At 34.2% G+C, this 24,532-nt stretch carries 21 protein-coding genes; 11 read left to right on the plus strand and 10 right to left on the minus strand.

Annotation, left to right across the window (positions count from 1 at the left end):
* Positions 1–3 precede the first annotated feature (3 nt).
* From IPM51_01660 to IPM51_01695, 8 genes are all read left to right on the plus strand, one after another.
* On the plus strand, positions 4–603 hold the full coding sequence (locus IPM51_01660; GenBank protein MBK9283006.1) for an FAD-dependent oxidoreductase: 600 nt from the start codon (positions 4–6) through the stop codon (positions 601–603).
* A complete protein-coding gene (locus IPM51_01665) occupies positions 585–1,859 on the plus strand; it encodes a hypothetical protein (protein MBK9283007.1) in 1,275 nt (424 codons plus the stop codon). The genes IPM51_01660 and IPM51_01665 overlap by 19 nt, the downstream gene beginning before the upstream one ends.
* Before the next feature lie 2 nt (positions 1,860–1,861).
* On the plus strand, positions 1,862–3,121 hold the full coding sequence (locus tag IPM51_01670) for a thiolase family protein (protein MBK9283008.1): 1,260 nt from the start codon (positions 1,862–1,864) through the stop codon (positions 3,119–3,121).
* Position 3,122: 1 nt separating this feature from the next.
* Positions 3,123–4,181 (plus strand): 6-hydroxycyclohex-1-ene-1-carbonyl-CoA dehydrogenase, encoded by a 1,059-nt coding sequence (gene had, locus IPM51_01675; GenBank protein MBK9283009.1) that lies wholly within the window; start codon positions 3,123–3,125, stop codon positions 4,179–4,181.
* A gap of 176 nt (positions 4,182–4,357) precedes the next feature.
* Positions 4,358–4,927: a 1-acyl-sn-glycerol-3-phosphate acyltransferase gene (locus IPM51_01680; GenBank protein MBK9283010.1), complete on the plus strand. Its 570-nt coding sequence runs from the start codon at positions 4,358–4,360 to the stop codon at positions 4,925–4,927.
* A gap of 168 nt (positions 4,928–5,095) precedes the next feature.
* A complete protein-coding gene (gene oah, locus IPM51_01685; protein MBK9283011.1) occupies positions 5,096–6,199 on the plus strand; it encodes a 6-oxocyclohex-1-ene-1-carbonyl-CoA hydratase in 1,104 nt (367 codons plus the stop codon).
* A gap of 20 nt (positions 6,200–6,219) precedes the next feature.
* On the plus strand, positions 6,220–6,993 hold the full coding sequence (locus IPM51_01690; protein ID MBK9283012.1) for an enoyl-CoA hydratase/isomerase family protein: 774 nt from the start codon (positions 6,220–6,222) through the stop codon (positions 6,991–6,993).
* 30 nt (positions 6,994–7,023) lie between these two features.
* A complete protein-coding gene (locus IPM51_01695; protein MBK9283013.1) occupies positions 7,024–9,027 on the plus strand; it encodes a 3-hydroxyacyl-CoA dehydrogenase/enoyl-CoA hydratase family protein in 2,004 nt (667 codons plus the stop codon).
* A gap of 6 nt (positions 9,028–9,033) precedes the next feature.
* Here the strand turns inward: IPM51_01695 and IPM51_01700 are convergent, their stop codons facing one another.
* Genes IPM51_01700 through IPM51_01730 form a run of 7 tightly spaced genes read right to left on the minus strand, consistent with a single transcriptional unit; the run spans position 9,034 to position 15,891 of the window.
* Positions 9,034–9,816, minus strand: a complete 783-nt coding sequence (locus IPM51_01700) for an alpha/beta hydrolase (protein ID MBK9283014.1) — start codon at positions 9,814–9,816, stop codon at positions 9,034–9,036.
* Between the two features lie 52 nt (positions 9,817–9,868).
* On the minus strand, positions 9,869–10,405 hold the full coding sequence (locus IPM51_01705; protein ID MBK9283015.1) for a hemerythrin domain-containing protein: 537 nt from the start codon (positions 10,403–10,405) through the stop codon (positions 9,869–9,871).
* Positions 10,402–11,340 carry an FAD binding domain-containing protein gene (locus IPM51_01710; GenBank protein ID MBK9283016.1) on the minus strand — a complete coding sequence of 313 codons (939 nt, stop codon included), beginning with the start codon at positions 11,338–11,340 and terminating at the stop codon, positions 10,402–10,404. The genes IPM51_01705 and IPM51_01710 overlap by 4 nt, the downstream gene beginning before the upstream one ends.
* Entirely contained in the window at positions 11,337–14,138 is a 2,802-nt protein-coding gene (locus IPM51_01715) for a molybdopterin-dependent oxidoreductase (protein MBK9283017.1), read from the minus strand. The genes IPM51_01710 and IPM51_01715 overlap by 4 nt, the downstream gene beginning before the upstream one ends.
* Positions 14,135–14,941, minus strand: a complete 807-nt coding sequence (locus IPM51_01720; GenBank protein ID MBK9283018.1) for an XdhC family protein — start codon at positions 14,939–14,941, stop codon at positions 14,135–14,137. Before IPM51_01720 ends, IPM51_01715 begins: the two co-directional genes overlap by 4 nt.
* Before the next feature lie 6 nt (positions 14,942–14,947).
* Complete coding sequence (locus IPM51_01725) at positions 14,948–15,490, minus strand: NTP transferase domain-containing protein (GenBank protein ID MBK9283019.1); 543 nt, start codon at positions 15,488–15,490, stop codon at positions 14,948–14,950.
* Positions 15,491–15,543: 53 nt separating this feature from the next.
* Positions 15,544–15,891 carry a 4Fe-4S dicluster domain-containing protein gene (locus IPM51_01730; protein ID MBK9283020.1) on the minus strand — a complete coding sequence of 116 codons (348 nt, stop codon included), beginning with the start codon at positions 15,889–15,891 and terminating at the stop codon, positions 15,544–15,546.
* Between the two features lie 124 nt (positions 15,892–16,015).
* Here IPM51_01730 and IPM51_01735 point away from each other — a divergent pair, with 124 nt between their 5' ends.
* Both IPM51_01735 and IPM51_01740 read left to right on the plus strand, forming a co-directional pair.
* Positions 16,016–17,863 (plus strand): 2-oxoacid:acceptor oxidoreductase subunit alpha, encoded by a 1,848-nt coding sequence (locus IPM51_01735; protein MBK9283021.1) that lies wholly within the window; start codon positions 16,016–16,018, stop codon positions 17,861–17,863.
* Positions 17,864–17,867: 4 nt separating this feature from the next.
* A complete protein-coding gene (locus IPM51_01740; protein MBK9283022.1) occupies positions 17,868–18,902 on the plus strand; it encodes a 2-oxoacid:ferredoxin oxidoreductase subunit beta in 1,035 nt (344 codons plus the stop codon).
* A 53-nt stretch (positions 18,903–18,955) separates the two neighbouring features.
* On the opposite strand, the gene IPM51_01745 is transcribed toward IPM51_01740, so the two are convergent.
* The 3 genes from IPM51_01745 to IPM51_01755 all read right to left on the minus strand — a co-directional run bounded on the left by IPM51_01745 (position 18,956) and on the right by IPM51_01755 (position 22,691).
* Positions 18,956–20,770, minus strand: a complete 1,815-nt coding sequence (locus IPM51_01745; GenBank protein ID MBK9283023.1) for a hypothetical protein — start codon at positions 20,768–20,770, stop codon at positions 18,956–18,958.
* A 162-nt stretch (positions 20,771–20,932) separates the two neighbouring features.
* On the minus strand, positions 20,933–22,270 hold the full coding sequence (locus IPM51_01750) for a cbb3-type cytochrome c oxidase subunit I (protein MBK9283024.1): 1,338 nt from the start codon (positions 22,268–22,270) through the stop codon (positions 20,933–20,935).
* A 1-nt stretch (position 22,271) separates the two neighbouring features.
* On the minus strand, positions 22,272–22,691 hold the full coding sequence (locus IPM51_01755; GenBank protein ID MBK9283025.1) for a cytochrome c: 420 nt from the start codon (positions 22,689–22,691) through the stop codon (positions 22,272–22,274).
* Between the two features lie 417 nt (positions 22,692–23,108).
* Between IPM51_01755 and hemN the strand changes: the two genes are divergently transcribed.
* The gene (gene hemN, locus IPM51_01760) at positions 23,109–24,440 is read left to right on the plus strand and encodes an oxygen-independent coproporphyrinogen III oxidase (protein MBK9283026.1); all 1,332 of its coding nucleotides are present in this window, start codon (positions 23,109–23,111) and stop codon (positions 24,438–24,440) included.
* The last annotated feature ends 92 nt before the right edge of the window (positions 24,441–24,532 follow it).

Here is a 24,532-nt window from a genome sequence, read left to right on the forward strand (position 1 = left end):
CGAATGGAAGCTGAAAGAAAAAAGTATAAAGTTGCAATCATAGGAATTGGACCTGTAGGAATGATTCTTGCTGTTAAATTACAAGAAGCTGGGTGTGAAGTGGCCCTTTGTGAAGTAAATGAAGGTAAAGCAACAAAAATAAGGAACGATGGATTGATACTTGAAAACGTAATAAAAGCTAATGCAAGTTTTTCTAAAGTTTATCATACAATTCCAGAACTCAAGGAATTTGGGCCTGATTATATTTTCTTTTCTTTAAAATCAAATCATACTGCACATGCTGTAAAGCAAGCTGAATGTTTAATAACTGATAAATTAACTGTTATATCAGCACAAAATGGAATAGATGTTGAGCAATTATTAGTTGCCGGATTTGGTGAAAACAGAACATTAAGATTGGTGATAAACTTTGCCGGGAATACTATATCGCCTAATTGTACAAAAGTTACTTTTTTCACAGCACCAAATTATATTGCTTCGATTAATGATGCGCTTACGGATAAAGCAAAAGAACTGGCCTTGTTATTAACTTCAGTTAATTTGGAAACAAAAGCAATTGATTCTTTCGAGTTAACAAAGAGGGCATGGGAAAAACAATTTTAAACGCCTCGTTAAGCCCACTTTGTGGCGTGAGCAGACTTACCATGGCCGAAGCAATGGCTGATAAGGATACTGTTGAACTAATTGAACAAATTATCACAGAAGGAATTTTAGTTGCCGAATCTGAAAAAATTCGTTTCCCTGATGATTTTTTACGTAATTGTATGCGGTATCTGAAAAAAGGAGGAGATCATTTTCCTTCTCTTGCCGTCGATCTTATAGCAAATAGGCCAACCGAAATTGATTATTTCAATGGTAAAATTGTTGAGTATGGTCGCAAACATTATATACGTACTTCCTTAAATCTGGCATTCACCAATATGGTTAAAGCCATGACCAACAAGAATATTATTTCACGGATTCCGGGTGCAGCCGGAGAAGTAAATAAAAAGATTTTAGAAAAAGGAGCGTTGAATAAAATAAATAGTTCAACTTATAAAAATGCAAATTGTTTTTTAGGATTAGACCTTGGATCTGCTTATGCTAAATTTACCGTAATTGATGAAAGTAGCACACCTATATTCAATTATTTGTTACCCACACTAAATAACGATAAAAATGCTTTTAAAAATGTAATACAAGCAATCAATTCCGGTTTTAATATTAAATACAGTTGCGCTACGGGTTATGGTCGAAAACATTATAATAATACTGATTTAATTAAAACAGAAATAAATTGTGCAGCTACAGGTGTTTCCTTAAATCATCCCGGCGAAAAGAACATCATCGATATTGGTGGAGAGGATATTAAAGTTATTCGTTGTGATAAAGACAATAATGTGCAGAATTTTTATATGAATGATAAATGCGCCGCCGGTACAGGATCGTTTTTGGCAGAAATAGCTGAAAAAGCAAATATTAGTATTTCCGAAATGAGTGGTATGGCTGAGCTTTCTTCCTATGATAAGGAGTTAAATAGTTTTTGTACTGTATTTGCAAAAACCGAAATTATGAATTGGGTTTTTGAAGGAATGAAAATGGAAGATATTGCCAGGGGAATTTATATTTCGATAGCGAACAGAGTTTCTAAAATGCGATTAGATTCCGGTATTCCAACTTACATGATTGGAGGAGTAATTGCCTATCATCCTTATTTAAAAGTGTTATTGAATGAAAAATTCGGAAAAGATATACAGATAATAGAGCAACCTCAATTTGCTGTTTCCTTGGGAGCCGCAATTATTGCAAGGGATGCATGGCTAAAACAAAAAAATTTACAACCAACTGAAAAGGTTGATTCAAAATCTAATATTAAATAAACATGAAAGGATTTCACGATAAACAAAAAGGATTCGGTATTACATACGATGATATTTATTTAGTAAATGGCGCAAGAACTCCATTTGGTAAATTGTGCGGTTCACTCGCCAATATATCGCCAACAGATTTAGGGATTTATGCAACTCGTGCGGCTATTGCTAATTCTGGAATTGCGCCAGAACATATTGATCAATTATTGTACGCCAATATTGGTCAGAGTTCTGCTGATTCTTATTTTCTGCCGCGGCATATAGGTTTGTATTCAGGAATACCAATAGGAGTTCCTGCATTGCTGTTGCAACGCATTTGTGGCTCCGGGTTTGAAACAATCATTGCCGGTGCAGAGCAAATTAGTTTGGGTAAAGCGAAAACAACTTTATGTGGTGGCACTGAGAATATGAGTCTTTCACCCACTTCCGCATTTGGAAATCGAATGGGTTACGTTTTAGGAAAACCAGGCTTTGTAGATATGTTATGGGAAGCTTTGAATGACACGGCTGCTGTTCCCATGGGTTGCACCGCAGAGAATGTTGCACAAAAATATTCTATTTCTAAACAAGAAGCAGATCGATTTGCTAAACAATCAATTGACAGGTATCTATCAGCAAAAGATAGAGGATTTTTTGACGAAGAAATTATTAAAATGAATTCTGTGGTTTTTGAAGCACAAGGTTTAAATCCTCGAAAAGTAAGTTTACCCCGTAAAATAGTAGATTTTAATATAGATGAAAATGTACGCCCGGCAGATTTAGACTCCATGGCTAAATTACCTTCTGTTTTTGCGAGAGATGGTGTTCAAACTGCTGCTAACTCAAGTGGAATTGTAGATGGAGCAGCATCAGTTGTTGTAGCAGCAAAAGATTTTGTAAATGCTCATCATTTAAAACCTTTAAGCAAAATAGTTTCCTCAACCACAAGCGCCTTAGACCCAAGGGTGATGGGATTAGGACCTGTACCTTCTATTCTGTTACTTCTTGAACTTAACGGTTTATCTATTGCCGATATTGGTTTGTTTGAAATCAATGAAGCGTTTGCTGCTCAAGCTTTAGGTTGTATCAAGGAATTAGGAATTGATCAGTCCATTTGTAATGTAAACGGCGGAGCCATAGCTCTTGGTCATCCATTAGCGGCTAGTGGCACTCGTATTGCTCTAACTCTTTCTCGTGAAATGAACGCACGAGGGATAAAATATGGAATTGCTTCGGCTTGTATAGGTGGTGGTCAAGGAACTGCGATATTATTTGAAAATGTAAATATCTAATATGGAAAAATTAAAACAATGGCAAATGACTGAACTAAATAAAGAGTTCTGTTTAGTTGAAACTGAAATGCCTGTAATTACCGAAAATGATGCTTTGATAAAAGTAGCCGGATGTGGTGTTTGTCATACCGATTTGAGTTTTTGGCACGAAGGCGTTAAAACAAAAAAAGAGTTGCCACTCACTTTAGGTCATGAAATAAGTGGAACCGTTTTAAAAGGTCCTTCTCAATTAGTTGGAAAAAATGTAATTATACCGGCTGTGCTTCCTTGTGGTGATTGCGAATTGTGTAATAAAGGAAGAAGTAATATGTGTCAAAATCAAAAAATGCCCGGAAATGATTTTCATGGAGGCTTTGCTTCTCATATTGTGGTACCTCATAAATATCTTTGTCTGGTTCCGGATAAAATCTTAACAGAATATTCGCTTGAACAGGTTTCTGTAATTGCCGATGCCATTTCAACGCCTTATCAGGTTATGAAAAAATCCGAAATCGAAAGCGGGGATTTAGCAATCGTAATTGGAGTAGGTGGAGTTGGCGTTTATGGAGCACTTATTGCTAAAATACTTGGAGCAAAAGTTCTTGCAATTGATATTAACGAGGACAAATTAGTTCAGGCTAAAAAAAATGGAGTTGATGCTATATTAAATTCGAATGGACTAAACATTAAAGAAATAAAAAACAAAGTTAAAGAAAGAGCTAAAGAATTAAATGCGCCAAAATATGGTTGGAAAATATTTGAATTCTCCGGAACTGCTGCAGGTCAGGATTTAGCATTTAATTTAATCACATTCACTTCTACTTTAAGCATTGTGGGATTTACAATGAATAAGCTGGAAGTAAGATTAAGTAATTTAATGGCTTTCGATGCCAAATTAATTGGCACTTGGGGTTGTAAACCCGAGTTGTATCCGGAAGTTGTTCAATTAATTGCTGAGGGTAAATTAAAAATAAAAGATTTTGTACAAACGTTCCCTATGTCAAATATCAATGAGGTATTCAAAAATACACTTGAACATAAGTATGAAAAACGGTCTGTATTAGTGCCTGATTTTGTTTAGTACATACAATTTTGATTTTTTTGTACAAAATATATTTTGCCTTATATTTTGGGTTTTCACTGGTAATTTTCTATCCATTTTTTTGGATTTTTTTAAAAGAAAAACATCGACATCCCAAAGCTTTTAAATTAATGCGCGTTTATGCCAAACTTTGGTTATTTTTTTGTGGCATAAAAATGAATATTAAAGGAGCCGAAAATATTCCTTATAACCGGGCATTTATTATTTGTGCCAATCATTCTTCATTTATTGATATACCCTGTTTGTATGTGATTTTCCAAAATTATTTTGTTTTTACAGGCAAGAAGGAGATCGAAAAATGGCCATTGTTTAAAATATTTTATACGTCAGGTATGAACATCCTTGTTGATAGGAACAACAGTGGTAAATATTCAATAGCTTTTAAACGTATGATGGAAGTGTTAGAGGAAAATATTCCATTAGTGATTTTCCCGGAAGGAACAATTTCGCCTATCTCGCCTTCGCTATGTGAATTTAAAACAGGTGCGGTTTCTTTGGCCATTCATAAAAAAGTTCCCATTCTTCCAATTACTTTTACCACCAATTGGAAACGACTACAAAAAGGTGGTTTTTTTAAAGGAAAAGCCGGCCCGGGAATCGCACAAGTTATCATACACCCATTAATTGATACAAAAGAATTATCAAAAAAAGATATCTCCTTACTCAATGATCGGGTTAAAGAAACCATCAGTACTCCGCTTTATAATCTATATACAAACACTTAATTTAAGTAATATCTACAGTGTTAAAAATGTGATATAGCATATTAAACCGGACATAAAATTTCAAAGAAATGAATCATTTCTAAACTTATTCTTATTATGATTCAGATCATATTTTAGTTTTTCTAACCTACTTAAATTTATTATTCATCTAATCAATAAATTTTACCTATGTCACATTTAGTCAATCATAATATACTGGAGGAAAAAAAGTATAATGCTATTATTTATGAAAAAAGGCCTTGCTTAAATACAGACGGGAAAGCAGTGAATGAACTATTTAATGCTTGGATAATTTTAAATAATCCTAAACAATATAATTCATATACCACTAATGCAGTTAAAGAAATAATATTAGCTTTTGGGGAAGCTTCCAACGATAGAAGTGTGGTGGCAGTTGTATTCACAGGAACAGAAGATAAAGCTTTTTGTACTGGTGGAAATACCAAAGAATACGCAGAGTATTATTCGGGAAATCCACAAGAGTATTCACAATACATGCGATTGTTTAATGATATGGTTTCTGCAATTCTAAAATGTGAAAAGCCAGTTATTAATAGAGTGAATGGAATGCGCATTGGTGGTGGACAAGAAATAGGCATGGCTTGTGATTTTACGGTAGCATCAGATCTTGCACGATTCGGTCAGGCCGGACCTAAACACGGATCGGCAGCAATTGGAGGGGCCACTGATTTTTTACACTTGTATATTGGGGTTGAAAGGGCTATGTCATCGCTCACCCTTTGTGAACCTTTTACTGCACATCAGGCTCTTAATATTGGCATGATAACGGATATAGCTCCGGCATTAAAAGTTGACGGAAAGTTTATAGCAAATCCATTAGTTAATACAGAAAAGTATGCAGACGAATATGGAAGGGTGATTTTTGGCGCAATGAAGTCGGGTGAGGAACTTGCAAAAGCAAAGGAACTAATGGCAAAAGGAACAATAGATCTTTCAAAATTGGATGAACTTGTAGATCGATTCATAGCTAAACTACTACATACATTTCCCAATTGTTTACACAAAACACTTACTGAAGTGAGGAAGAAAAAGCTAGAGCACTGGGACATGAATAAAGAAAGCAGTAGGGAGTGGCTGGCCTTAAATATGATGACTGAAGCCAAAGCCGGTTTCAGGGCTTTTAATGAAGGACCTAAGCATGATAGAGAAATTGATTTTGTAAAACTTCGTCAATTATTAGCTCAAGGTAAAGAGTGGGATGAGGAAATGCATAGAGCTATTTCCCCTCAGTTTAAAAAAGAAAAAATCTGATAAATATTTAAGCGATGGATATGAAAAAGATAAAATTAAATTATTCTCACAAGAACACTGTGGCAAATATTGTTTTGGATGATGGAAAGGGGAATGTGTTGGATAATATTATGATGCTGGAAATTCTGCATTGTATTAAAGAATTTGAAGTGAATAAAAATTTAAAGCTTATTACTTTTCAAGGTGAGGGAAAACATTTTTCTTTTGGGGCAAGTGTAGAAGAGCACACGCAAGAATTGGCCGAAACCATGTTACGAACTTTTCACAAAATATTTAACGAAATAGCTGATTTGAAAATACCAACTATGGCTAAGATTTCAGGGCAATGCCTAGGTGGAGGATTAGAACTTGCTTTAATTTGTAATTTATTGTTTGCTGATAAAACAGCTAAATTAGGTCAGCCTGAGATTTTATTAGGTGTTTTTCCGCCACCTGCATCAATAATATTACCTGAAAAAATTGGTTTAGCACGTGCCGAAGAATTGTTGTTAACCGGGAGAAGTATGGATGCTGATGAAGCACTGAAAATTGGTTTATTGCATCAAGTTCATGATGATAAAATTGCTTTGAATGAAGGTGTGGAAGAGTGGATACAGAAAAATATTATACCTAAAAGCGCATCTTCTTTGCGATTCGCTGTAAGTGCCGCAAGAATAAAGTTTAATCATGTGTTACTTAATTTTCTACCGAAACTTGAATATATGTATACACAGCAACTGATGAACACTAAAGATGCAAATGAAGGGATAAACTCCTTTTTAGAAAAAAGGCAACCTGTTTGGGAAAACGAATAATAATTGTACACATAAAAAAAATTCTGTAGGATGAGAAATATTAAAATAGTTGGGGTGATTGGTGCGGGCACAATGGGTGCGGCCATAGCTCAAAAATTTGCACAGGAAGGGTACACGGTATATTTGAATGATCGTGAACAAAAATTTGTTGATAAAGGAATTAATGGTATTCGCAATGTGTTAGAGCAGGGTATTGAAAGAAAATTATTTACTCGCGAACAGGTTGATAACGTATTAACTAAAATCATCGGGTCAATAAAACAGGTTGATTTAGTTAAATGCGACCTCATCGTAGAAGCAATTTTTGAAGATTTTAAAATTAAATCTGAATTATTTAAAGCTTTGGATAAGATTGTGCCTAAAGAAACAATACTGGCTACCAATACTTCTTCATTTTCAGTAACTGAACTAGCCAAATCCGTTTCGAATCCGGCAAGATTTATCGGCCTCCATTATTTTTATCACGCAGCAAAAAATCGTTTGGTTGAAATTATTCCTGGGGCTCAAACCTCCGAAGAGACTTATAAATCTGTTCAAAATTTTTCAATTCAATCCGGTAAAGATGCCATCACCACAAAAGATGTTTATGGTTTTGCAGTGAATCGTTTTTTTGTCCCTTGGTTAAATGAAGCCTGTAAATTACTTAACGAAGGAATGGGTAGTATATTTGAAATAGATAATGTGTGCATGAAAATTTTTGGAATAGGAATGGGACCTTTTGCTTTAATGAATGCTACTGGCGTTCCTATCGCAATGCACGCGCAAAAGACATTAGAACATTTTGGCCCTTCTTATAAAGTTTCGGAAAAACTTGAACAGCAAGTTAGTAGTGGACAAAATTGGGATCTTAGTGATGTAGAAAATTCAAAGGTCACTTCCGAAAAAGAAATGTTAATAAGCGAAAGAATGTTAGGCTGTACTTTTTTTGTTTGCTCACAAATATTAGAAGAAAAAGTTTGTTCTGCTGTGGATTTAAATAGAGGAGCAAAAATAGGATTGCGTTGGCGTTTTGGACCTATTGATCTTATGAGCAAATATGGAGTGCCTGAAGTAGAAAGAATGGTTAATCGATATTGTGACTTATATAAAGAAGAAATACCGAAAGGGATAAAAGCTTCAAATTGGAAAATGGAATTTATTACACTTACAATACACAACACTATCGCATGCATTACTATGTCAAGGCCTGAAGATTTGAATGCTTTGAACGAAGAAGTGGTTCAGCAACTAGATTCTAAATTCACAGAGGCGGAAAGTAATCCGAATGTAAAAACTATAATCTTAACCGGTTCCGGAAAGGCATTTGTTGCTGGTGCAGATATCAAGTTTTTTGTAAAAAATATTAAACAACAATCAATTGAGAAAATTGTAAATTTCACTAAATATGGGCAGGGAGTTTTCCGGAAAATTGATCAAAGTCGGAAAAAAGTGGTAACGATTTTAAACGGTTTGGCATTAGGAGGAGGGATGGAACTGGCATTGTGCGCCGACGTTTTGTTGGCCGTAGACAAAACAAAAATTGCATTTCCTGAAACCGGAATTGGTATATATCCGGGATTAGGTGGCACACAAAGAACAACCCAAAGAATTGGAAAAGGATTAGCGAAATACCTTGTATTGAGTGGACAAATGATAAGTGCCAAGCAAGCCTATGAAATTGGTTTGATTGACGGAATAATAAAAATGGAAGATATCTCAGCATATGTTTCCGGTGAAAGAGAAATTCCACCACGTGTTAATCAGAAATTGTCAGATAAATGGTTAGCAATAGCTAAATTGTATAGTGATAACAATTATAAGGATATCTTATTAGGGAATTATTCTAACGGAGGTTTGCAAAAAGAGGAAATTGAATCTTTAATAAAAGCCATGAAGTTTAAAGCACCTATTGCAATGAAATTTGCTGATGAACTAATTGAAGAAGCAAATGGTCCTGAATCAGAACTTACTAAATTAGTTGATATTTTTTCCACTAAAGATGCTCTTTTGGGTTTAAGCTCCATTGGTAAAAAGGTGGAGTATACCGGAGAATGAAAAAAATTAATTGAGAATTAATAGAAATTCATTAATTTTATTTAAAACAAATTCCTGTTTTTCTAAATGTGGTGAGTGCCCACATTTTTCAATGATTACCTTCTTATTATTCTTATTTTTACAATGTTTCATAATTGAATCTACTTGTGATTCTGTTCCGTATTTATCCTCTTCTCCTTGTATAACCAATACAGGCGCCTTAATGTACCCTAGGTACGATTCTATATTCCATTGTTTAAATGATTCCCTTTTAATTGTACGCGTAAAAGCAAGCAATGTGCTTTCGGTATGGCCGAAGTGATATTTACTTAATTTTTTCCTGAATATTTCATTGGAATAATATTTATTTTCAAGCGCATGTGCACTTGTTATACTAATATTTTCAGTAAAAACATGAGCTGCCATACTAACTAGGGCTTTAACATTTTCAGGAAACATAGAAGCGTAAAGTAAGGCAATGCTTGCACCATCGCTATGCCCAATTAATATTAATTCTCTATTTTGTAATTTTAATTTTTCCAGAAATAAGGGAAGGTTAATGCGCGATTCATATTCTAGGTATTCATCTGATCTTTCTTCTTGTAAGGGTGTTGAAAAGCCATAACCGTAGCGATCAAAAACAAGTCCGGGTAAGTTTAATTCACTACAAAGTTTTTCAGGAAAATTTTTGAATTGAAGAATACTCCCCATTCCTTCGTGTAAAAAAAGGAGAATAGGCCGGCCTGCTTTTAGTTCACCAATAATGGTGTAAGCAATTTTTATTTTTTTGTTGAGATTTACGTACAGCATCTGGTATGCAATTTGCAAAAAATACTGCACATTAAGAATATTTCTGTATGAATTAGCTGGTTTTGATTAGTGCGGGAATTTTCTCTATCTCTAGCTTATTTTCTTTTCCAAGTTCTCTATCTATATCGGAAAAGCGAAAAAATATTTCCTCTAATTCTTTTTCAGTAAATAAATTTTCGGCCATAACGAAAAGTTCATCGTTTTCGATGGCAATATGGTCCATTAATTCGGTAATGAGTTTTTCTAAAATACTTTGAACTTTCTCAAAGTTTTTTTCTTCTAAAGCATCAATCGCTTCAGCAATATATTCCCTAAAATTCTCATGATGTTCCTTTAGCTCATCCAAAATACCTTGAAGCAGGAATTCCGGGTGTTGGCTCATAGCCGGGAACAATATCTCTTCTTCTTTAAAATGATGATATCCATCACTGTATTTTTGGAGGAAGTAAAAAATATATTCAACTTGTTTTTGGTAATGTTGTTCATCTGTTTTCCATTCATCTTTTAGTGTAAAAATAATATTATTCAATTTACTGATATGCTCATGCTCTATATTTAGAATATGAATGGGGTTATTTTTTATGTTCATATACCTAAGTTTTTGTAACTTTTTTGAATAAAAATAGATACCATGTTTCTTCTGTAATTTCGGGTAAAAACATCGTTATTCACCGGGCGAGCAATCTTCAATATACGTTTGGACAATAAATCCACCGATTCATTTTTATCTGTTTCAATAAATACAGGTTTAGGATCTATTCCTGTTAAGGTCACTCTTATTTTTCCACTTTCATCAATACTTACGGCTGAACTTAAGGAAGTAAATTCCAATGATTCTCTTAGGCGAAGCTTTTGAAAATCGCAATTTACAGCGTTTGAATGAGGGATAAGAATTTCCAATATTAAATCCGTGTTGCGAATGTTTCTTGGATTAACACCGTCGCCGGTATAAATATTTTGTAAGAGTTCTGTTTTTTCTGCGCCTTCTTTTGTAATATACCTGATTTTGGATTGTAAACTAATTAATACGGCTGCAGTATCAGAAACACATTCTGAGAAACAAGCATTATCACCACCTGTAGCAATGCAAACATTGCCGTTGCATTTTAAACAATGACCAACTGCTTCTCTCCACCATTCGGATTGGTTATAATACAAACATCTGTTTTCACATAAGATATTTCCACCTATGGTTGCATTTGATCTTATTAAAGGTGTTCCTACAGAGGCTGCTGCTTTAGTTAAAGCCGGAATCTTATGTTGTAATACAGGATGTTTTATTAGATCATGTAAAGTAACTAGTGCACCAATTCGAATATATTCTCCGTGCTCGTTAATATTTTTCAATTCGTTTAATGAAGTGATGTCAATTAATACTAAACTTTTTTCATTGTTTTGAAATTTATTAACCATTATATCTGTTCCTCCTGCAATAAACCGTGCGGTTTCATTATGGATTTTGGCTAAATGAACTGCATCTGAAATTGTTGTTGGGAGAATATATTTTTTTTCGTGAACCATCATAAGGCAGAAGTTTTTTTAAGGTTTAATTCTTTCATTTTTTTTAGGATTTCCTCAGGCCGAACTGGTAAGGAAGTAATGCGAACTCCTACTGCATTGTAAATGGCATTGGTAATAGCGGGTAAGGACGGATGTAAAGCTCCTTCTCCGCATTCTTTACCTCCAAATGGTCCTTCCGGGTCAATAGTTTCAATAATATTAGTATGAATATCCGGCACATCTAAGGAAGTAGGAATTTTATAGTTTAGAAAATTAGCGTTAGCTAGCAAACCTTTATGGTACAACATTTCTTCGCTGATAGCTTGTCCCATGCCCATATGCCATGATCCTTCCAGTTGCCCTTGTACAGCAAGTGGATTTATAGCCTTACCGCAATCATGTGCGCCCCACATATTTAATACTTTTACGGCACCAGTTTGGATGTCAACTTTTACTTCAGCAACCAGTGCACCAAAACTATACGAAGGACTTAATCCCGCTCCAGCGCCTTTAAAATCTCCCCCCAGTTTTGGTGAATTATATGCGCCACTCACGGTTAATGCGCCTACTTTACGGGTAGCAATTTCTACGGCATCGTTCCAGCTTAAATCAATATGCTTATCGGATGTAAAAACTCTTCTGTTTTCAAATATTAATTCATCGGTATTTCGATCAAATTTCAGGCTCACACTTTTCATAATTATGTTTTTTAGATTTTCCGCAGCTGTTTTAGCTGCATTGCCGGCCATAAATGTTACGCGGCTAGAATAACTGCCCAAATCAATTGGAGTAAGCAAGGTGTCGGCAGCTAATACATAAATATCATCAATATTTATCCCTAGCACTTCTCCAACTACAATGGCTAACATGGTGTCGCTTCCCTGGCCTATGTCGCTTGCTCCGGAAGTTATCAATACTCTTCCGTCAAGATCCACCTTCAAATGTACAACAGATTGAGGGTATTCATTCCAGTGTATAGGCAAAGCACTTCCGCTTATAAAAAAACCGCATGCCATTCCAATGCCGTGTCCTTTTTCAAGTTTGCCGAATTTTTGCTTCCATCCCGATTCTTCCACAACTTTTTGCAAACTCAATTTACTACCATTAGAAGTAATGCGATATTGGCCAACAGTAAGTGTATGCGAGTCCAAAAAATTTTTCATTCGCAATTCGCATGGATCTATTTTTAATTTTTCAGCCATACAATCTAGCATAGTTTCAATGGCAAAACGCGAGTTTACCGCCCCATGACCTCGCATGGCACCCGATTGAGGTTTATTGGTGTAAACACGTAAGGTTTTAAATCCAAAATTTTCCAATTTGTATGGAGCTTGTAATAACACGCCATTATAATACGATGTTACTACTCCAAAACTTCCGTAAGCACCTCCGTCGATTAAAATATTAGCATCCAAAACTTTTAACAAGCCTTTGGAGTCAATGCCTATTGACATATTGATTTTACCCGGATGACGCCCGTGGTTACTTAAAAACACCTCTTCTCTATTGAAACGGGTGCGTACAGGTCGTCCGGTTTTTCTGGCAATATGTGCTATAATCATTTCATGTGGAAAAGGATCACTTTTTCCGCCAAATCCTCCTCCTACGTATGGTTTGATAACACGAACCCTACTCATTGGCACTTCTAATACTTTAGCTAAAAAGCGGTGTAAATAATGTGGAACTTGTGTAGCCGTGATAATGTTTAATCCATTTTCGTCCCACCAGGCGGTAGCAGCATGCGGTTCAGTAAATGCGTGGTTAATCCCCTTAAAGTCAAAACTCATGTCGAGCCTATGATCGGCTTCTTCGAGACCTTTTTTCTGATCGCCAAAGCGAAGTTCTGCTTTTTTATGAATATTATTATTAAACTTTACATGTGCATGAATTTTTTCCTTTTCCCCAATATCCTGAATTGATTCATCCATTTCAAGAAATGGATGAATTGGTGAATATTCCACTTTGATTAATCGACATGCGGCTTCAGCCAATTCTTCAGTTTCTGCTGCAACGGCGGCAACAATTTCTCCTACATATCTTGTTTTATGAACAGCCATTGCCGTTTCATCCTGTGAAATGGGTAGTACGCCAAATGAAATGGGTAATTCTTTTCCAGTTAAAATGTATTTAACCCCTTTTAGATTATTAGCTTTATCAGTATTAATAGAAATGATATGAGCGTGTGGGTATGTGCTACGAAGGAATCGGCAATGAAGTGCATTTTTGGTTTGTATATCATCCGCATAATCGGCACTTCCCGTAACTTTTTTGTTTGCTTCAATATAGGGTCGACCAACTCCCACCAGATGCTTTACTTTTTCATCTTTTTCTGATTTGCAATCTCCGTTGCAAGTGCATTTATCCTCATTCTTTACATAAGCTTCAATGGCATCTATGATTTTAATGTAACCGGTACAACGACATAAATTTCCGGAAATAGCTTCTCTAATTTCATTACGTGAAGGGTTAGGATTTTCATTTAAAAACGATAAAGAAGTCATTATCATTCCGGGGGTGCAATAACCGCATTGTACAGCACCGTATTCAACAAATTTTTTCTGAAGGCGGTGCATTTTTTCTGCGTCACCAATACCTTCAATGGTAGTAATACTTAAGCCTTCATACCTTAAGGCGGGAGAAATACAGCTTTGTACCGGTTTGCCTTCGGCCCAAACGGTACACGCGCCACAGCTTCCTTGTTCACATCCTATTTTAGTTCCGGTGAGGAAAACTTTTTCTCGTAACACTCTGGCCAACGTATCATGCTCATTTACCAATAAATTATGTTCATGGCCATTGACGATCAGTTTCAATATTTTCATATGTATTCTCCTGATATTAATTTATAACTGGTTGACTTTATTTTTTCTTTATTCTTTAATTGAATTATTTTAGCAAGTATACTCACGGCTATTTCTTCAGGGGCATGAGCGTGAATATCGATTCCCATTGGAGAGTCAATTTCAGCAAACTTATTTTCTGTGCAAATTCCTCCTGATATGAACATTTTTTTTGTGACCTCTACTTTTCTTTTACTTCCAATCATCCCTAAATAGCCAAATGGTTTATTAATGCAAAAACCGAGAATTTCCCTGTCCATGGAATGATCTCTTGTCATGATTGCTATAAAAGTATTTTCATCAAAAGGAAGAGTTGGCAAGATTTCTTTGTAAGACATTTGAATTTTATTGATTTTATGAAGTGAAATTTTTTCTTGTTCAGATTTTCGATCATCAATCACATAAACTTCAAATTCTAAAGCGCTCGCTAATTTAGAAAGGGCTCGTCCTACATGTCCCGCACCAAAAACATAAAGTCTTTTTGCCCGTTCTACATAATCTATAAAAACACTTACTTTACCACCACAACACATGCCGTGTTGCTGTAAGAGATTATGGTTAAAGTGTTCTGATTTCTTCTGGATAATAACATTTATTGCATTTTCGATTACTTTTTTTTCCAAATCACCACCACCCACAGTACCAAAAATCTTTCCGTCTCTACAAACAATCATTTTAGCACCAGTCTTCATGGGTGTTGAACCGCTACTGGAAACTATAGTACACAGTGCGCAAGAGGAATTTGCTTTTAAAACATCGTCTATTATCGAATAAATATTTTTCATATTCATCTAATTATTCAATATATAATGCTCATAATCTTCTGGTGTATCAATATCCAAATGGATACAGGAATCATTCACATTCACTCGTTTGCTTATTGATTTTTTTAATTCAACATCTAATCTGCTATTTGATGGAGCCTTAAGTAATAACTTCATCATTTTTTGATTTATTAATACAGGGTGCCCACCTTTATCAGAATAAACCGGTATGATAGAATCTGCAGTATGTTTTAAACTATGCAAAACGAAAAAGGTGTTTGGATTGAGTTCGGGACAATCAGTATTATGTATGAAGCAGTAGTTGAATTTTTTGAGTGCTTTCAACCCGCATTGAATGGAATAAAATCTTTCACTTTTATTGTTTTCATTAATTACCATTTGTATGCGTTTGGTGTTATGTACATCTATTATTTTTCGAATTTCTTCGGAATGAAGGGTAGAGGTAACAATTATAATTTTATCTAAATTGCAAGTTAGCGCAGCTCGAATTTGATTTTCAAGAAAAGAAATTCCGGAGGGAGTTTTTAATAAAAATTTGCATTCACCCATACGTTCTGATTTGCCGGCAGCAAGTAATATTAATGCAGTTTTTTCCAGTTTAATTAATTATGCAGTAAATTTTTTTTTGCTTCAAGTTCTTCTTGTGTTTCTTTATGATTTTCATCAATAACACAACAGTCTACCGGACAGACAGAAGCGCATTGAGGCTCATCATGGAATCCGGTGCATTCTGTACATTTGTCGGGTACAATGTAATAGAAATCGTTTGAAACTGCTTTATTTCTATCATCGGCATTCACTTTACTTCCATTAGTAAGTGTAATTTCTCCGCTTAAATTTGTTCCATCGGCAAAACTCCATTCTTCGGCATTTTTATAAATTGCATTGTTCGGACATTCGGGTTCACATGCTCCACAATTAATACAGTCATCAGTTATTATTATTGCCATAATTTATTTTTTAGAGGGTGAATAACTAAGCGTTAAGTTATGGATCTTAGCAAAAATAAGGTATGATTTGAATCATATTAATGGTGAGTTTAACGATTTAAATTAGTACTAAAATAATTCCACCATGGCGTTTGCAAAGAAAATTATTGAGATTGAAAAAGTAGTAATAAAATTTGCTGGCGACTCGGGTGATGGTATGCAATTAACCGGTTCGCAATTTAGTGATGAGTCCGCTTGGTTAGGAAATGATATAGCCACCTTTCCTGATTATCCATCAGAGATTAGGGCTCCGGCCGGCACCGTGGCCGGTGTTTCTGGCTTTCAGCTTCATTTCGGAAAAAAAGGGATTCATTCGCCCGGAGATATTGCTGATGTGCTCGTAGCAATGAATCCCGCCGCACTCAAAACGAATATAAAAAATATAAGATATCAAGCAAGTATTATAATTGATGTTGATAGTTTCGATAAAAAGAGTTTTGAAAAAGCAGAATTTAATTCCAATCCTTTAGAAGATGGTAGTTTAGATGAGTTTGAACTAATCAAAGTACCCATTACCTCACTCACTAAAAAATGTATTCTAGCATTAGATTTGGGTATAGACAATAAATCTATAATGCGATGTAAAAACTTTTTTGCTTTAGGGTTTATTAATTGCATGTTTAATCGTTCTAATACTCAGTCTGAGAATTTTATAAATGAGAAATTTAAAAAGAATTCATTATTAGTAAAGGCTAATGTTGCTGCTTTACGTACCGGATATAATTTTGCTGATACTATTGAAGCGGTATCTTTTGCATATACCATTCTGCCAAGTTCGAATAAACCGGGTAAATATCGAAATATTACCGGAAATAAAGCGGTAGCTTGGGGTTTAATGGCTGCCTCAGAAAAAACAAATTTGCCTCTATTTTTAGGTTCTTATCCTATTACTCCTGCAACAGACATTATGCAGGAATTAGTAAAACATAAATGGATAGGTGCTAAAGTTTTTCAGGCAGAGGATGAGATTGCAGGTATTTGTTCATCAATCGGAGCAAGTTTTGCAGGTAATTTGGCAGTTACAACTACTTCGGGTCCTGGTTTGGCGTTGAAAGGTGAAGCAATTGGTTTGGCCGTGATGACTGAACTGCCTTTGGTGATAGTAAATGTTCAGAGAGGAGGTCCAAGCACCGGTTTGCCAACTAAAACAGAGCAATCTGATTTACTGCAAGCCTTATATGGAAGAAATGGCGAAAGCCCGCTTGTTGTAATTGCGGCTAGTTCGCCTTCTGATTGTTTTGACTACGCCTACAATGCATGTAAAATTGCTATAGAGCATATGACGCCGGTAATTTTATTAACTGATGGGTATTTAGGAAATGGATCAGAGGCTTGGAGAATAAAATCTGTTAAAGAACTTTCAGAAATTCAAGTTGGTCATGTTGATCATGAGGTTAAAGATTGGAAACCTTATGAACGAAATCCTGAAAGCTTGGCTAGAAAGTGGGTTATACCCGGCATGAAAGGATTTGAGCATCGCATTGGGGGATTGGAAAAGCAAGATATTAGTGGTAACGTTTCACATGATCCCGTAAATCATGAAAAAATGGTTAAACAAAGGGCTGCAAAAGTGAAAAGGGTAGAAAATTTTATTCCTTTACAAAAAGTTAAGGGAAAAGAAAATGACGGCTTATTAGTTGTTGGTTGGGGAGGGACCTATGGTACCTTATACGGTGCAGTTAGTGAATTACAAAATGAAGGACTTAATATTTCATTTTCTCATTTCAATTATATCAATCCTCTACCCAAGAATACTTTCGAAATATTTAATCGATATAAAAAAATTGTAATTTGTGAATTAAACACTGGCCAGTTCGCTTCGCATCTCAGAAATCTTTTCCCACAATTTGATTATTTGCAGATAAATAAAATTCAAGGCCAACCTTTCACAATCAAAGAGCTAAAAGAAAAGATTAGTGGAATAAAAATTTGATTTTATGAGTACAGAATTAAATGTTTGTAGTTTAACGAAAGCTGATTTTGTAAGCGATCAGGCCGTGAAATGGTGTCCGGGTTGTGGTGATTATGCCATACTTGCAGCGGTACAGAATGCATTGCCACGTATTGGAAAGAAAAAAGAAGATATCGTATTTGTGTCGGGTATTGGCTGTTCTTCAAGATTTCCTTATTACATGAGTGCTTACGGATTTCACACTATACATGGAAGAGCTGCAGCAGTCGCCACAGGAATAAAACTTGCTAATAACAATTTAAGCGTTTGGGAAATTACCGGTGATGGAGATGCGCTGGCAATTGGGGGAAATCATTTGATACATCTCATTAGAAGAAATGTTAATTTGAATATTCTATTATTTAATAATCAAATTTACGGATTAACAAAAGGTCAATTTTCTCCAACGTCTGAAATGGGTACGGTTACTAAATCTTCACCACAGGGTACTATTGAAAAAGCATTTTTACCCGGGGAGTTGGCTATTGGGGCGGGGATTACATTTTTTGCCAGGGTGGGTGATAATAACTCAAAATTAATGACAGAAGTTTTTGTGGAGGCTGAAAATCATAATGGAACCGCTCTTGTTGAAGTATTACAAAATTGTGTGATTTTTAATGATGGTGTACATGATATGGTGACCGGAAAAGAAAATAGAGATGAAAATCAAATTTTACTTGAACATAATAAACCAATGATATTTGGAAAAAACAAAAATAAAGGATTGCGATTAAATGGTTTAAAATTGGAGGTTGTTGAAATAGGAAATAATAACATTACTGAAAAAGATATTTTAATTCACAATGCTTATGAAGAAAACCCAATTATGCACCTGATGCTAATACGTATGCGACTACCCGATTTTCCGATAGCCATGGGTGTAATAAGATCGGTTAAACAAGCCACATATGATTCGTTATTAAATTCACAATTGGAAATTGCAAAAGTCAATTCTAAATATAAATCGGCCGACGACTTTTTCAATAGTGGTGATGTATGGGAAATTAAAGATAATATTTAATTTATAGATTATGCTGAAGTAGTAGTTGTATAAATTAAAAATTTATCAAGAAATTAAATACTAATAGGATTTTCTTCCCGAAATATTATTTCTGATAATTTTTTCTCAATTTCATCTAATTCATTTTTCATAATTGCTAAATATTGTTCAGTTTCATTTTTGATCATTGGAATTAATCCTTTATAATAATCAATTCCTTTAAGAAGATTGAGTTTGAATTTTTCCAAGTATTTAGCTTGTGCATTAAATGTAGTACTGCTTGAAATTTCTTTTTTAAAATAGTCTAAATATATATTCAATTCATTTATAAAAACACTGGAGCGTTCATTAGTATTCAGAATATTCACCTTACCATAAATATGTCCCACCATTTCTTTTAACGAAACGACTTTTGAAAAATAGGCTAAATTTGGTCCCGGACAAATTGCTACGGCACTTAATTTGTGAGAGAGAGTAAGGTTATTTTTTAATAGCACGGCTGCTCCCAATCCTTCACATAAACAATCTTTTTCCACTATTTTATCATATTGAAGTTGGTATTCTGTAGAATCTAAGTTCTTTTCATCTAATTGTTTTATTTTCAAATTTTGATATTCTCTTGATGCGCTGCAAATGGGGGTATTGGTAAATTCTGTTTCTGTAGCCAAAAACTTTTTATAGCAGGGACTTCCCGGTCGTCCACTGGCAATTCTTTCTAACCGTTGTTTTTCTGATGAACTTGTTTTTAAAATATTAAACGGAATTCCAAGAGGCGAAGCATAACTTAAATGATAATCTTCTTTTTTAGCATCTTGTAATTTTTGTAATGTATCTTCATCAACATTTGTGGCTTCAGGAACCATTAAAAAAGGACTACCCCACCCAATGCTGGAAAGTTGATAGTGCTCTCGTAAAAATTCATCTTCATTAGAGGTACCAATTCCACCTTGCGCTGTAATATTAAATGGTAAATTATTTACATCTACCTTCATATTCTTTTCTTGCCAGGCGGTTATACAAATATTTAATAACTCGGTTTGTAGTTCAACTCTTTTTATTTTAAACTCTTCCAAAATTGGTCCTAATAAAAAGCCTTCCGTAGGGAAAGCGTGACCTCCACAATTCAAACCCGATTCAATTCTAAATTCAGATACCCAAATACCCTTTTTAGCTAAAATTTTACCCTGAATAAGTGCAGAACGATAATCACTTACTTTAAGCGTAATACGTTTATTAATATGACCTGATTCAATTGGGAAAAAATCTTTGAATTTTTCTATATAAGCATATAATCTGGGATTATATCCTGCCGAAAATATCATAGCAGAGTTAAGGTTACTTTCAGCATATCCTCTTAAAGCTGATAAAGCATCTGAAAAACCTAAGGGCAATTCTTCCCCTTCTTTTGAGTAATTATTTTTGTCGAGTTTTGACATGATATTTACATCTATGTTTCCGGCTGTTATTTTGTTTCTTAAGTAATTTTGCAATTTAGCTTTATGCGTAAAGTCATTCGATTGACACATTTCCAGATATTCTAATTTTAACACGGAAGTGTCGGGTAACATTTCAAAGTATTTAACTATTTCGCTTCCCTCTTCAAAAGGAAGGGTACGAAGCACTTCAATTTGTTTGTCTACTATTTTTTTTATTAAGTTTAAATAGTCGGTAATTCGCCTGGTTCTATAGTCGTCCTCATTTGTTGAAATCTCACTATATTTTTCTCCGATAGAATTGTAATAATACTCACGCATTTTTTCAATCAAATGATCTTCAATTATTGAAACCACTGATGTTATTCCAAAGCGGGCTACTTTAACCGGCGTATCTATTGTAAAACATAAGCCCATCACGGGAATATGAAAAGTGTGATTAGTATATATTTGCATTGAAGTTTATTTAGAAAGGAAATAAATAATTTAAGTTATAGCGAAGGTAATTTTCATCTAAGAGCAATTCTATGATTGTCATCATACTTTATTCTATGTTCACTTTCTCCTACCAACCATTAAATTTAATAGTAAAAACACATACTGTATGTGAAGCTGGCTCTAATGTTGCGCTTTAGAAAATAGGTAATTAATAATCTTTATTAGTTGATGATAACAAATAAGTATGATACCAATAAGCAAACCAATTCCGGAAAAAGTAAAAATTTTTAAGTGAGGCGTTATGGTTTGCATTATCTCTTGAAAAATGAGTTTATTTTCGATTATTAAAACCCCTTTAATGATACCTGACCAAATTAAGGAGGCTAAAAAGACAAACAACGAAATATTGAGTATCCAAAATCCATATTTGGTGAGTTGCTCCTGTTTTGGAGTTAGCGTATAATTTGTCACATGTTTAATGATAAAAAACACAGATGACAATAAGATCATAGTGTTAATTCCTATTGAACTGCCCATTGCATGCGCTACGGTAACATGCGTGCCGTGAGTATAAACATTAATGGCTGGAATGGAGATTAAAATGGCAAGAATTAAATTAAAAAGAATCCAAAAGTCAGAAGCTACTATAAACTTGTAGGAAAGATGTTGAAAGTTTTTTTTGGAATCAGATATAGATTTTTTCCAATTCCAAATTATCTTAACTAGAATTATTAATTCGGTCATACTAATAAAATAAGATAAATGACGAATCCAGGGTTGTGTAGGCAAAATGTAAATGTGGTGTGCCCAACCAAATAATAAATTAGTAAATCCCAAAAAGTACATTAAAAAAGCAATTTTGCTGTGTCCCAAACTTGAATCTCCTTTAATTTTTTCCATTAAAAAAATACCGGTTCCGTAAACTAACATATTCCACGATCCTACTAATGCACCATATGCTTTCCATTGGACCGTTAAGTCTCGAATCGGATCATCTCTAAAAAATGGAAACAACCACAAATAAGCTTCTGAAAAAGTAATCAAGAAAAAACATATACCTGTTGCCCACATCCACATGTATACAGGCCATTGCCCTATTTTTTTTATTACAGTTTTAAAATAATTATAACCAAAGATAATCCAGGAAATGAAAATTGGAATGGAGAGTATTGGTGGAAATTCCCAGTATTCTCTACCTCCAAATTGGCCATAAATATAACTTGCAATAATAATGAGCCCTGTTATTATAAATAACATCAGATGAAGTTTGGCTAATTTGTTGGAAAATAACGGGAGATTACAAAATTTGGGTAAATAAAAATAGATTCCTCCAATTGCACTTAAAAATATCCAAGAAACTACCATAGAAACATGTAAGGGCCTTGTTTTATAGAATGGAATTTGAGGTAAAAACTCGGGGTATATAAATTGAAAGGATGAAATGGAACCAAAAAACATGCCTGCAATTAAAGCCATTAATGCAAAAAAAATAAAAACTATTCCCAATTCTTTTTTCAACTTATTTTTCAATTACTATAGTTCCTAAAAAAGTAGTGTTAAACTTTTTGACAGGTGAAATGCCAGTTTGGTCAACAACTGCTAAGTAAGACAGCAGGTCGTTAATTTCTGTTTCATTTAGATTGAAATTGGGCATTCTATTAGATCCGTATTTCAAAAAAAATTGAGCGTAATCTTTTCCTTTACTTTTCTCTGATATTACGTTTGTTAAATCAGGACCCATATATCCTCCTAATCCATAAATCTGATGACATGCAATACAATTATATTCTTGAAATAATAATTTGCCCCTTGAAGCTTCCTTAATGGATAATTTATTTAGAATCTGGCGTTGGGTCCCGGATAAATAAATGAAAATAGAATTTATTCCAAAAAGTAAAATAAGCGACCAAAAAATTATTCGTTTAGTTTTAGTTGGCATAATTTCTAGCTTGTACGGGCTATTCAGTTATTTATTTTAAGTTCTAATTTTAATATATTTAATTAAAAATAAATTGAAAGTTTTTAATTGACGTAGCACAAGAGTTGGAACTGATTTTAGTTTTTTAGTTAAATTAATTGCATTTCATTTCACTCAAAGCAATAAATACAATTCCACAAGGATAGGCTGTTTAAATAACACAAAAAATGATTGAAATCATATTCGTTTATTATGGTATTGATTCCCGAGAAGCCATTAATCTTTAAACTATACTTGTATTAACAATGATAAATATCATGTAAAATTTGGTTTTGTTTGGATTACATTTTAATTCTAGAATATAAAAATTATTTAATTTTATATTATAATTATCGAACTAAAATTCTTGAGAATTGAATGGATTATTCTGATGGTGAAATGAGTGATTTGGTAAAAAAATACAACATTGCTGTACCCAGGTATACGAGTTACCCTACTGTGCCTTATTGGGAAAATAATGTGAATGAAGAAGTTTGGAAAGAACAAATAAAAAATTCTTTTATTCAATATAACCGTAAAGGCATAAGTTTATACATACACTTACCCTATTGCGAAAGTTTATGCACCTATTGCGCTTGTAATACTAGAATTACAGTAAATCACCAAGTAGAGAAGCCATACATTGAAGCCTTATTAAAAGAGTGGCGCCTATATAAAAGTCTTTTTAATGAAGTGCCTTTAATAAAAGAAATTCATTTAGGCGGAGGTACACCAACTTTTTTTTCGCCGGAAAATTTACACACGCTTATTAGTGAAATTATAAAGGATGTTGCTGTTCATGAGGATTATGATTTTAGTTTTGAAGGACATCCTTCCAATACAACAAAAGAACATTTACGGGTGTTGTTTAATTTAGGATTTAGGCGGGTGAGTTTTGGGGTACAAGATTTTGATGAAAAAATTCAGGAAATCATTAATCGCTATCAAACTTTTGAAGAAGTAAAATCTGTAATCGATTCAGCTAGAGAGATTGGTTTTCGTTCGATTAACCTCGATTTGGTTTATGGATTACCCTTGCAAAGTCCTGAAAGTATAAATAATACAATAAACAAAGTGATTCAACTCAAACCTGATCGTATTGCATTTTACAGTTATGCCCATGTACCTTGGTTAAAACCCGGACAAAGAAAATATTCCGATAAAGATTTGCCTGAGGATCACGTGAAACGCAAATTGTATGAAATCGGGAGGGAAGCGTTTCTGAATTCCGGTTATACAGATATTGGAATGGATCATTTTGCACTAACCAGCGATGAATTGTTTATTGCTTTTGAAGAAGGAAAACTACATCGCAATTTTATGGGGTATACCGATAAGGCTACCAAATTATTAATTGGCTTAGGTTGTTCAGCTATAAGCGATAGTTGGGATTGTTTTTCACAGAATGTAAAAGTAGTAGAAGACTATATTGCACTGCTAAATCAAAATAAATTTCCGATTTTCAAAGGGCATTTGTTAACTGGGGAAGATTTAAAAACCAGACAGGATATTTTAAATTTAATGTGTAAATATCAGGTTATAATTGATCCTAACGCCGAAGAGTTACTGAAGTTAGAAGAACCATTAAAGGATAATTTGATCAAATACCATGATGGTAAACTCGAAATTACTGATGAAGGGAAATTATTCATCAGAAATATTTGTTTGGCTTTTGATAAACGTTATTGGATGGCTCAGCCCCAAAAACAAATATTCAGCACCAGTGCTTAGTTTAAAACTCAGTCTTTTTTCGGGAAACAATAAATTCTATTGAAAAAAAAACCCCCGACAATTATGCCGAGGGTTATCGCTCTTTTTTTGTG

Source organism: Sphingobacteriaceae bacterium, assembly GCA_016715905.1.
In the GTDB taxonomy this organism is placed as follows: Bacteria; Bacteroidota; Bacteroidia; order B-17B0; family Aurantibacillaceae; genus Aurantibacillus.